The sequence below is a fragment of the Massilia sp. CCM 8734 genome, assembly GCF_011682155.1.
Lineage (GTDB): Bacteria > Pseudomonadota > Gammaproteobacteria > Burkholderiales > Burkholderiaceae_D > Telluria_A > Telluria_A rubra.
The window spans coordinates 1-12014 of record NZ_WHJI01000076.1; the positions used below are offsets into that span (position 1 = coordinate 1).

The window sequence follows — 12014 nt, forward strand, 5'->3', positions numbered from 1 at the left end:
TAACGACACGCGCCCGGCACCAGCTCGAAAAGGAGAGCGCACCGGAAGCGCCGCGCTCGATCGTCCCGCCGCGCGTGCGCAACTTCTTCGCCAAGCCCCTGTTCCTTGGCTATTCGCCGGCGTTTCCGTGGCGCCGCGCGCTTTAAGGTGAAAATCTAAGTTAATCTTTAACCGGCTTTAGACTGCCCCGCGAATTGACCACGGAGGCAGTACAGATGAAAAATCGGGATGTAGTAGCGGAATATTGTGACGAGTGGGTGCGCTGGTGCCAGACGCGCAGCTTTTACGTGCGACCGGCCAGCAGCGGGACCCTCGGGCGCCTGCAGCCGTCCAAGGTGGGGCGGGAGCCAAACGCCCGTAACCACCCTGACATGCAGTATTTCAACATGGCCGTGCATACATTGGCCGACATGAAGAAATGGAAGGGCAAGTTCCTGGCATTCAGGGCGTATTACGTCGGCGACGCTGCGCTGGCCAAGCAGGCGGCCGCCGCGCTCGGCATCAGCGAGCGCACCTATTATTATCATGTGAAAAGCTTCAGCCAAGCCGCCTACAGCATGAGCCACAGCATCAAGAAGGCGCACGAGGCGATGGCGGCGCCGGCGCTGCCACCGGAACCGCCGCCGGCGCCGGTGCTGCACCAGCTCGGTTCGTTCATCCCCCCAGCCTGACCGGGGGGCGGCATGTCCAGCACCCTGTTCAAGGTTGGCAAGTATTACCACTACCGCTTCCGGCTCGCCGGTGGGGCGCGGCGCCAGCGCACCACCCACGAGGTGAACCACAAGCGCGCCCACGCGATCATGTCCAAGGCGTACGCCGATGCCGTTCTGCTCGCGAGCGGCATGCAGCTGGTCCCGACGCTGGAGGAATTGATCGAGCAATGGGAGGAACTGCGCGCGCCGATCGCCAGCAAGTCGCATCGCCGCGGGATCGACGTTTTCAAGCGCCGGCACCTTCACGGCTTGGGCCAGCTGCTGATTAGCGATCTCGGCACGGAGATCATCGAGAAGGCGCGTAACGCGCACCTGGCCAAGCGCAAGCCGGCCACCGCGAACCACTGGCTGCGCAAGCTCAAGCTGCTGGTGAACTGGGCCGTCAAGCGCAAGATTATTCCCAGGCTGCCGTGGGACGTGCCCATGTTGCCGGTCCAGAAGATCCCGCGCGCCACCTTGCCCACCAAAACCACCGACGACTGGCTGGCAGAGATCGACAAGGCGACCACGCGCTCGCCGTCCGTCGCCATCGCCGTGCGTCTAATGTACGGCTTGGGCCTGCGCGAGTCGGAAGCGGCCAGCGCCTGCTGGGAGTGGATCGACTGGGAGCGGCGAACCTTCACGCCCGGCATTACCAAGGGGAAGGAGGCGGTCCCAGTGCCGATGCCGCGCTGGCTGGTTGCGTACCTGGCGCCCCAACGACGACCGCAGGGCCTCATCGCGCCAGGTAAGCAGGGCCGGGCGCTGCCGGATGGGTTCGCCCGCTACGCGATGCGTCGCGCAAACGCCGCCACCTCCCTCACCGGGATCACGCCCCATCGCCTGCGCGGCACCTGCGCCACGCTCATGTCCGAGGAAGGCACACCCATTCAGACCATCCAGGCCATCATGCGCCACAAGGACCCGAAGACCACGATGGGCTACCTGGAAGTGAACATGGACGTGGCCAGCCGTGCGCAGGACCGGATCGAGGACAAAATCTACGGTGGGCGGAAAATGGGCGATGCGCGTCAAACCGGCCCTAGCGGTGCTTGACTCTCGTGACAACACCTAATCCTCAGTGTCAATTTGGGCGCGATCATTGCATGGGCGACATATTGCCGGTTTCGCGGCTGCTTGCGCCGCGCGGTGGGACCTGAAATGCGACCTGTTTCCTGAGACCGTGCGGAATGTTCCACGGCGCGGCGAAACCCATATTCCGCCGCACGGGTGCGCACAATTTAGGGAAAGGAATCAACAAGTTACGCCAGCATCTCCGAGGCGCATCGAGCAGCTACTTGGGCCATACAGGATCACGTTAATCAGTGAAATTTGGGGTCTGTTGAGTGGGCTAAAAAGGTTACACAAAAAGAGGTTACAAGAAAAGTTACACAACGAAAGTTTGTGCAACCAAGGTATGCCATCCTGGGCGCCGCTTCATACCCGGAACGCGCGCGCAAGCAGCAGGTTGGAAACGGCTTTTCTTTACTTAAAAGAAGAGCTACAGCTCTCACCGGCTCTTGGGGGCGCCACTGCGACATCCTCGAAACCGGCAACATTTCTTAACGTTTTAAACAGCGCAAAGGCCGCGCTCAGCGGACTTCACAGTGGGCCAAGTCAAATACCTCGACAGCATCGTCGAGCAGGACCCTCGCGCTATCAAGTGGGTCACCAGGCCCATGCTCAACGTCAAATCGTTCCGCTCCTCCCGTTCGGTCTTGGTTGGAATCGAGTTGATGCAAATGATTCGCAAAGGTCAGCTCAAGATCGACGGCGCCAAGGCGAAGCCGGTCGCCGACCCATTTTCTGCAATGGCAGGAGTGGTCCGTTCAGTTCAAGGGGCTCAACGCCGTGCCATCGTTCGTTCAACAATGCGGAAGAACCCCCCATGGAACCTCATTTCATCTATCTGAACGCCAGCCGAATCCATTTGCATCGGAGGGGTGAATCTGCAATACTGTATATGCATACAGTATTTGTGAAAATCCGTAGAGTACGAGGCAGCAATGGGAATATTGCAGTGACCCTGACCATGTGGACCATCTTCCTCAAAGGCGTATCCTTGACTGGTGACTATCTCCAGTCTAGACTGTTCACCGATATGATACAGCTCCCTTCCGACATCCCTCCTCAGTTTTCTGGGCACGAGACTTTTCCTTTGCGGCAGCTTTGGCTACGCAAGGCCTACGATGTAGTCACTCAACAGCACGCACCCGTTTCTAGATCTGTTTTTGCCGATGAAGAGGCGATTGTTCGCTTCGGAGTTGGTAAGAATATGGCTATGTCTATTCGTTTTTGGGCGAGTGCGTGCGGCATTATCGAGGAAAACGATGGTTATCAAGCCACTCGACTTGGACACTTGCTATTTAAAACAAACGGCTTCGACGAATTTAATGAGCATCCCGCCACTACTTGGTTGATGCACTGGCAGGTCGCGAGTACACACGAGAAAACCACCACTTGGTGGTATTTGTTTAACCATATGGTTCAGCAGGTATTCGACCGAGAACTCATCAATGCCTCGCTGTCAGGCCTTGTTGCAGAGCATAAGTTACGCATTTCACTTGCGACTCTTAAGCGCGACGTTGAATGCTGCATAAGAAGCTATGTTCCACGCCTAGGTGGTGATTCGCCTGAAGAAATGAGTGAGCCGCTATTTGGTGAGCTAGGTCTGATTCAACAGAACGCAAAAGGCGCATTTGAATTCCGTCGGGGTGCGAAGCGTTCGTTACCTGACGGTGTTTTTGCTTATGCGCTTTTGGATTATTGGGAGCGCATGCAACATGTGGGCTCGGTCATGGCCTTCGACCGGGTCGCATACGATTACGGCTCTCCAGGACGCGTGTTCAAGCTTGATGAAAACTCCGTAGCCGATAGATTAATGGCGCTGGAAGAACTCACTAGAGGACAAATACAGTGGACTGAGCAAGCGGGAATCCGTCAGGTTACACGCAAGGATGCCGGTCAGAAAAACCTCGCTGATCTAAAGTACAAATTGTTGGAAAGTGCCTATGCGTAAAACTGAGAACACAAAAGGCACGCCAATACGCATGCTGTCCGATACAGTAGTAATTTCTCGACAATTTCTCCGCTCGGTTCGGATCGATGCCGATTTGGGCCGGGAAGATGCGTTATCCGGATATATTTGCCAAGGGACTGCAAGAGCTTTGCTGGAGAATATGGCTCGACAACTGACCGAAACGCGTCAGAGGGCGTTCACGTGGACCGGTCCATACGGTGGGGGTAAGTCGTCTCTTGCATTGATGCTCTGCTCTCTTGTCGGCGGGAACTCGGTGTTGAGAAAAAAGGCAAAGCAGATCCTGGATTTCCCCGATGAAAGTGTGGTCCACCAAGCTTTCGCATCAAAGGGCGACGGTTGGCTTGTTGTCCCTGTCGTTGGCAGGCGCAGCGATGTTGCAGTCGAACTGGGCAGCGCGTTAGCAAAAGCCCGTGGCATCGCTCCAACCAAGAAGAAGAATGTTGACATCGTAGGCGAGCTCGTTGAAGCGGCCGAGAGGCACTCTCAAGGGGTACTGGTTGTCATTGACGAGCTCGGAAAATTATTAGAAGCGTCCGCCCAGGATGGCGGCGATGTTTATATATTTCAAGAATTGGCCGAGGCTGCAAGTCGCTCTTCGGGGAAGCTTGTAATCGTTGGGATTCTGCATCAAGCGTTTGAGGCTTACGCTTCGCGGCTTGGCCGTCAGGCTCGGGATGAGTGGGCAAAGGTTCAAGGGCGATTTGTAGACATGCCGCTGGTTGCTGCCGCCGATGAAGTCATTGAACTCGTCGCAAAAGCCATCACCGTCGAGTCGCCGCCCGATCTTGCACACGTCAAAAATTTCGCCGACAAAATATCTGCCGCAATTCGTTCTCGTCGACCCGGCACGCCTTCAACGCTTGCCAATTCATTGAAAGCTTGCTGGCCATTGCATCCGGTCACAGCCGCATTGTTAGGCCCAATTTCACGTCGGCGCTTTGGCCAGAACGAGCGGAGCACGTTCGGTTTTCTTGCATCAAGGGAGCCGCTCGGCTTTGTGGAATTCTTGCATGGTTATGAGGCGGCTTGGTCCAATATGTTTGGACCTTCTGCTTACTGGGATTATCTGAGGGCAAATCTTGAACCGACGATTATAGCTTCGGCGGATGGACATCGATGGGCGCAGTGCTGCGACGCTGTAGAGCGCGCTGAAGCAAAGGGAGAGCCGGTACATGTAGAACTCACCAAGACAATCGCGCTCATTGAGATGTTCCGTAACGGCTCCGGTCTTGTTGCAGACGAAGCTGTCCTAGGAGTTACTACCCCAGGTGTATCCGAGCAAGAAATTCGCAAGGCGCTAGAAATCTTAGCGGACTGGAAAATTCTCATTGAGCGCAAGCACTTGGGTGCTTGGGGAATTTACTCGGGCAGTGACTTTGATGTTGAAGGCGCGATAAATCTGGCTCGTGGAGAAATCGGCGAGCCAGACCTTGAGCGAATTTCGGCCTTAACTGACTTACAGCCTGTACTTGCTAAGCGTCATTATCAGAAGTCCGGAACAATGAGATGGTTCACTAGAAGCATCATCAGGCTCGATGAAATTGAAAAATATGTCGTCAGCTTTAAGTTGAAGGGTGCTAGCGCCGGCGCTTTCGTTATGTGTCTGCCCGAGGCCGGGCAGACGGTTCGGTCCGCCGAGCATAGGGTGCGTCATGCTAGCTCGGAAGCCACCATCAACACGTTATTAATTGGCACTCCCAAGAATGCGGAACGCATTGCAGAACTCAGTCTTGAGCTTGCTGCGGCCGAGCGTGTGATGAAAACACGCCCGGAGCTACACGGAGACTCGGTCGCGCGCCGTGAAATTATTGGCCGAATTGAGTCCGTGCGCTCATCTCTGGAAGAGGAGCTTTCGGATGCGTTTGCCTTGTCGAAGTGGTTCAGGGAGGGTGTGGCCGTGGAGACGAAGGGAGCCATCGTATTGTCCACTATTGCATCGTCTATCGTTGAGAACGTATATGAAGACGCCCCTATTATTTTTAGTGAGTTGCTCAATCGTGAAGAGCCATCTAGCAACTCCGTAAAAGCACGTAAGAGTCTGATGTATCGAATGGTAAGCAGCGGGCATGAAGAGAGATTGGGGTACGTTGGCTTCCCGGCTGACGCTGGCCTCTACTACACAGTGTTGAGTGATCCTGGACTCCATTGCAGAAGAGATGACGGACAGTGGAGCTTCGGAGATCCCAACCTAAACCCACGGGGAGTTTCGTTCTCCGCCTTCTGGTTTAGGACGCGAGCCGAAATTCTGGCCGAAGGAAAATCGTTAACACTTAAAGAGTTGTACGCAACTTGGGCCAAGGAGCCATTCGGAGTGCGTTCTGGTGTGATGCCCGTGCTGTCGCTTGCATTCTTCTTAGCAAATCGTTCATCGTTAGCACTTTACATCAACGGAGTCTTCACCCCAGATTTAAGCGAAGCCGCGGTTGATGAGTGGATTTTAGATCCAACCAGAATTCGTCTTCAGCACGTTGAAGCATCCAAGGACAAGTCAAAATTAGTTGATGCGCTCGCTAAGACGGTGTCCGAGCGCTCGGAAGCGCCAGTGGGTTCTGCGCCACTTGATGTGGCACGTGGTTTAGTAGGATTAGTTGTAGGCTTACCCGGGTGGAGTAAACGTACACTCACAGTGTCGTCAAGATCTCAGCAAATACGTGCAATGCTCTTGAAGGCGAGCGATCCTTTACGAGTCTTATTTTCTGACCTCCCTGTGATTTTGGAAGCGGAGGATCCGATGACTCTCAACAGCCGCCTGCAGGAAGTAATTGACGAGCTGCGCGGTGCTTATCACGTCATGCTCGAAAGCGTTCGCAAGAATGTGCTAGAAGCGCTTGACCACGCGCATCGTCCGATAGCAGACCTGGGGTCCCGTGCGAGAACTGTTAAGGGGATGACCGGTGATTTTAAGTTGGACGCATTCGCAACTCGAATAGATTCTTTTGATGAGAGCGACGAGATGATAGAGGCACTTATTAGTTTAGCTGTCGACAAACCTCCAGCCCTATGGGTTGATAGAGACATCGACGCAGCGATGTCTCGACTTGCCAGTTGGGGGGTGGATTTTAGACGCGCAGAAACGATGGCGCCCCTGAGGGGACGGCCGTCTACACGGCGCGTCATTGGCGTTGTATTTGGAGCAAGCCACGGACAGGACGCTGCAGGCTCGGTAGATATTTCTGACTCCGATACACCGTGTATCGACCGTCTGGTTAAGCAATTTCTGACCACAGCTCAGGGTGAGCGTAGAGAAATTATCCTTGCGGCACTCGCGGAAGCTGGGGCTTTAATGGTGAACGAACAGTGGAAGACAAAGGGACTTACCGATGATTGAGCGGCACGTACTAGGCCTGTCGGGCGGGAAGGATAGCGCCGCGTTGGCAATCTATATGAGTCTGAACTATCCCGACCTGCCCATTGAATATTTTTTTACTGACACGGGTAAAGAGCTTCCTGAAGTCTATGAATTTCTTGGGAAATTGGAAGGATTTCTGGGGCGCCCAATTCAGCGACTAAATCCTGATCGAGATTTTGATTTTTGGCTTCGGACTTACAATAATTTTTTGCCATCTGCTCAAACACGTTGGTGCACCCGCAAGCTAAAACTTGAACCGTTCAAGCACTGGGTTAAGCCTTCTCTCGATGCCGGTCACATTGTTTACAGTTATGTCGCTATTCGAGCGGACGAGGAGCACCGCGAAGGCATGGTGGCGCAACATGAGAATCTAAAAGTGCTAATGCCATTCCGTGATAATGGTGTTGATAAGCCAGGTGTGATCGAACTTTTGGAGGGGTCCGGTCTTGGAATGCCGAAATATTACGATTGGCGCAGCCGATCAGGATGCACTTTTTGCTTCTTCCAACAAAAAATCGAATGGGTAAGATTACGGGACAAGCATCCTGACGCATTTGAAGATGCGAAGAAATACGAAAAAGATGCGCTAGAGCACGGTTCTCCATTCACATGGACTCAGGGCGAGGCGCTCACCGAATTGGAAAAACCAGAACGAGTTGCTGAGATAAAGGTGGACTTTGAGATCCGTAAAAAACGAGAATTGGCGCGACGCAAGCCCAATCCATTGCGAGTTATCCCTATTGAGCCGTTAGATATTGATGATCTGTATCTTGAAGATGAGGGCGGAGGCTCGTGTTTGGTCTGTCATAAATGAAAATCGAAACCGGTCGTGCGTTGAGTTGGGCCGAAATAGATTTGGCGCCGGAATCGCCAGGAGTATATGCTTGGTATTCTAGATTAACTATTTCCAAGGCCGATGTTGACTCCATAATAAAAAAAGTCAATGTTGCAAAGGGAGTCAGTGAGGCTCTAGCTCGAGCCGAAGTGGAAAGTGCATTGGATAGATTCATTTTTAATCCCTATAAAGAAACTCCTTATGACGTTCTACTTCGCGGACAGTTGAAGCCTAAATATGGGGGGCAGGTGATGCATGAGCCGACGAAGTCAGATACGCTTGTGAATCGGTTGGCTGAAAATCCAGAAAGATTAACCGCTATCGTCGATGTCTTAAAGTTGGCTGCGCCCGGCTTCACTGCTCCATTGTACATCGGCATGGCAAAGAATCTTCGCAGAAGACTGCGACAGCACAGGAACAAAATAATTGAATTACGGGACCAGAGGGATACCTTTCCGAGTGATGAGCCACCCGATGCCGGGTTTGCCAATCAAGTAGTGGCACGGAATTTCGACCCTACAAATCTATTTGTCCACGTGTGCGAAACCAAGGTTGATACAAGTGAATATAATGATTTGGAAAATATTTTAAATAGAATAAATTATCCAATATTTGGGAGAAATTAATTTGGCCATTATCACCAAAAGTAAGAGCGCTCTCGACGTCCACGTTCCCGGGACCATCGGCACATTTAGAGTTAGCTCGAAGAATGGAGAGTCTGCAGGAATTGAGGTTAGATACTTACTTGCTCATGTCACATTATCGGAAAAGCAAGGCCAGCAGCAGTTGCTTAGTATGCTGGCGCCAGTTCGAGAGGTTTTTGATTTGACCCAGCTTGGATTCGAAGAGATCATGCAGCGCGACATTGATGACGCTCGTGTTTCCCTCGAGCTCATCCCTTACCTACTTGATACGTCTACCAGCGGCCAGATCAAGCTCTTCCCGCCTATTGTGGCCGTTGCAATGCCCCTGAAAGGCACTAGCCGCGCACCTGATGCACACTATCGAAAAGTGTCCCGCACGGAAATCGAATCAGAGGACCATCCTGGAATTACTGAAAAACGAATTACTGCCGGCGCATTAAGTGAAGAACAATTTGAATTTCTACAATTATTTGACGGAGAGACTGCCTTAGCAGATGGTGCTCAGTTGAGCATGTCCTCCCATAACTGCAGCCTTGCTATTGTGGACGGTCAACATCGTGCAATGGCATTACTGGCGCTTTTTCGCAATCTTACCGACGGTTGGTCTGATTCAAAACGTAGCCCGTATGAAAGCTACTACAAAGTATGGCCTGAGAAAGAAATTAGAAGTTACGACCTCAATCAGTTGCAATTGCCCATCCTGATTTGTACATTTCCTCAACTGGATAAGGATTTCGGCGATGACGCTGATGTAATTCGTGCGGCTCGCAAAGTATTCCTTACTTTAAATAAGACAGCTAAACGGGTATCGGACTCCCGTAATAAATTGCTCAATGATCAGGATATTGTCGCGGAATGTCTGCGGGAGACGTTGTCGTTTATTAAGGAACTTGGTCCGAAAGACAACACTGGGCTACGAATTTTTAATGTAGAGCTTGACCAAGAGGGGGATAGAGTAAAGATTGCAAGTGATGCTGCTTTTACTGGCGTAAGTCACTTGTACCACATGATTGAGCACGTTTTGATGTCGCCAATGCCTGTCCGTGGCGTCGAAACGAAGAGTAAACAAGGCCCGCCTCGCAAGCGACTAGAATTTGCCTTCGAGCGTTTGTCATTAAAAGATACGCTTACTCAAGATCAAAAATCGGTCAACACTCGCGTAAATTATTCTGATGAGATGGCGATCTTATTTAAGGATAATTGGCGGGAGCTCTACGTCCCAATTATCGATAGAATTTATGGGCAGTTACATCCTTACGCTTCTTTTTCCAAAGCGACACTGGAAATGCAACAAGAACTGGAGGAGAAGCGCGACACAGTCCTCGAGAAAATGCTTTTTGATGGACAGGCTACCTCCCGTACTTTTGATGAGTTTCAAGAAGGCCTTAATCGTCGGGTGAGCGATAATGAGCCGAACTGGACAACGCCTGAGATAAGAGCCACTCTCACCCGCGTAAATACAACGCTGGCAGCACGCCGATGTATGGTTGAGTCTATGAAAGTGAATCGTGCCCTCTTTTTACTAGAGGGCATGAGTTCCGTCTCCAGGAAAAAGGTGGTGGCAGACGACGTGATTGTCAAGCCCATTAAGGATGCCATTGATCATATTTACGAGAATGTGTTTATGACGGTGGCCTTTCAAACTGCCGTTGTGGTGACGTTTATTGAGGCTATCAATGAAACCTCAAAAGACGCTAAGATAGATCAACCAGCTGCGCTGGAAGAGTACATTTCTGCGCTCAATAAATTGCTTAAGCCTGAGAATATTACTGGACTAAAGGCTCTCCTTCATACGTTTGAGGGTGAACTTGCGGATGAACCGTCCTTCAAGATTGTGCCTGGTGCACCAACGTTCCGACAAGTTGTTTTGCCAGGCGAGCTTCAGCCAGCTGAATGGCCCAAATATAGGTATCTTATTTTGGAGCTGTGGGAGCCATCTAGCCCATCGCTACGGACCTTTGTCGAAACTGATAGGTTGAATGGTCGTAGCTTCGTTGCCCGCAGTCTGTACAAGCGCCGACTTGCAAAATATTGTGAAGAGAATCGTTTAAACGAGAGCGACATTTTGAAAGAAGTTCAAGCAGACATCCAGTCTAAATCTAAGGAAATGTTTGAAGCGTTCTTGTCTGTCGCAACTAAATCGAAGGTATCGCTGAAGGATGTATTGTTCGAACAATCTGCTATTGGGCTAGTAATTGCCGACCCCGATGATGGGCTGTTTGCTGAGGAGAAGTAGTCTTGATAGTCCGGCAGGCTTTTGGAGTCGCCGCCCGTTTTTTTGCTGATATGCTTTAACCTGCACCGGAAAATTGGCGGTTAGCGTACCTATTGCGCAAGGAATTTTGCGCGAAATAGGCATAGTAAAACTTGCGTAAAAAGCCGTAAAATTCGCTTCAATTCGATAGTCTGAAAAACTGACTCTGGCGAAAAGGGCCTTCAACATGGGCACTTTCAAGGGAACGTCGTCGGATCGTCTCGCCGTCCGGCGGGCTCGACGCACTGGCGGACCGCCGTCGTCGTGCCCGCCAAGGGCCAGGCGGCTAATTCATGTTCGTGCGGCGCGCCACCATCCAGATAGGTCGGGGCCTGCTACCGAGCACCAAGCAGATTGAAGCCAGCGCGACGCTTGTTCCGCTGGCTTTTTTCATGCCCACAGCAATCTCCCTTCCACCCGTGCCTGAGCATTCAGGCACCAGCCCCGGCGCAGCAATGCGTGCGGGGCTTCTTTTTTGGGCGTCCCTGATGGCACGAGTAACCCCCGTCGAGCAAGACAGCGTGGCCGGGCAGGCTCAGCCCACGATCTACCAACCGCGCAATGCCGTCGCCCCATGGTTGGGCGCCAAAGTGCCCGAGGATGACTTAGAGGATCTCGAATTCGCCCGTAGCTGGGCCTTGGGACACGACGGCGTCGACTCGATCGGCACCCTGCAGGGCAAATATCAGAGAGCGCGTTGATCATCATGGCAAAAGAAAAGAAGGTCATCGACTGGGATCTTGTGGAGAAGGACTGGCGCGCCGGCATCAAGACTAAGCAGCAGATGGCCGTCGAGCATGGCGTTTCACGCGCGGCCATGGACAAGCGCTTCGCCAAGCTGAATATCGGCCGGCACCTGGGCGTCAAGATTCGCGCGAAGGCGACGTCGCTTGTCGAGCAATCAGTCGTGCCGGCCACCGCCGAACCGCTGTCGCCAGCGCGCGAACGCGAGATCGTGGAGGTCAACGCGGCGATGCAGTCGCAGATCATCCTGTCGCACCGCTCGGATATCCAGCGCACGCGGCGCCTGTCGATGCAGCTGCTCGAAGAATTGGAGGTGCAGACCGACCATGCGGACCTGTTCCGCGACCTGGCCGCGATCCTGTGCCAGCCGGACGATAAGGGCGTCAACAAGCGCCTTGAGCTGTTCGAGAAGGTCATGTCGCTAAATTCCCGTGCGGGCACCATGAAGACGCTGGC

General features: G+C 52.8%; 9 protein-coding genes and 1 pseudogene. All 10 read left to right on the forward strand.

All coding sequences use genetic code 11. The annotated features are described in order from the left end of the window. Positions 1-215: 215 nt before the first annotated feature. Entirely contained in the window at positions 216-671 is a 456-nt protein-coding gene (locus F2P46_RS34535) for a hypothetical protein (RefSeq protein ID WP_166898876.1), read from the forward strand. A gap of 12 nt (positions 672-683) precedes the next feature. Next, positions 684-1748 carry a site-specific integrase gene (locus F2P46_RS34540; protein ID WP_229509581.1) on the forward strand — a complete coding sequence of 355 codons (1065 nt, stop codon included), beginning with the start codon at positions 684-686 and terminating at the stop codon, positions 1746-1748. 560 nt (positions 1749-2308) lie between these two features. Further along, positions 2309-2458 (forward strand): annotated as a pseudogene (locus F2P46_RS34545) (DDE-type integrase/transposase/recombinase); the annotation flags it as partial. A 122-nt stretch (positions 2459-2580) separates the two neighbouring features. After that, a complete protein-coding gene (locus F2P46_RS34550) occupies positions 2581-3711 on the forward strand; it encodes a DUF4007 family protein (RefSeq protein WP_229509582.1) in 1131 nt (376 codons plus the stop codon). Next, positions 3704-7060: an ATP-binding protein gene (locus F2P46_RS34555; RefSeq protein ID WP_229509583.1), complete on the forward strand. Its 3357-nt coding sequence runs from the start codon at positions 3704-3706 to the stop codon at positions 7058-7060. The genes F2P46_RS34550 and F2P46_RS34555 overlap by 8 nt, the downstream gene beginning before the upstream one ends. After that, positions 7053-7895 (forward strand): phosphoadenosine phosphosulfate reductase family protein, encoded by an 843-nt coding sequence (locus tag F2P46_RS34560; protein ID WP_166898879.1) that lies wholly within the window; start codon positions 7053-7055, stop codon positions 7893-7895. Before F2P46_RS34555 ends, F2P46_RS34560 begins: the two co-directional genes overlap by 8 nt. Then, positions 7892-8542, forward strand: coding sequence for a GIY-YIG nuclease family protein (locus F2P46_RS34565; RefSeq protein WP_166898880.1), 651 nt, complete (start codon positions 7892-7894; stop codon positions 8540-8542). Before F2P46_RS34560 ends, F2P46_RS34565 begins: the two co-directional genes overlap by 4 nt. Before the next feature lies 1 nt (position 8543). Further along, entirely contained in the window at positions 8544-10796 is a 2253-nt protein-coding gene (locus tag F2P46_RS34570) for a DNA sulfur modification protein DndB (protein ID WP_166898881.1), read from the forward strand. 311 nt (positions 10797-11107) lie between these two features. Continuing rightward, complete coding sequence (locus F2P46_RS34575; protein WP_166898883.1) at positions 11108-11515, forward strand: hypothetical protein; 408 nt, start codon at positions 11108-11110, stop codon at positions 11513-11515. Positions 11516-11520: 5 nt separating this feature from the next. Then, the coding region (locus F2P46_RS34580; RefSeq protein ID WP_166898885.1) for a hypothetical protein at positions 11521-12014 on the forward strand (494 nt) is incomplete at its 3' end.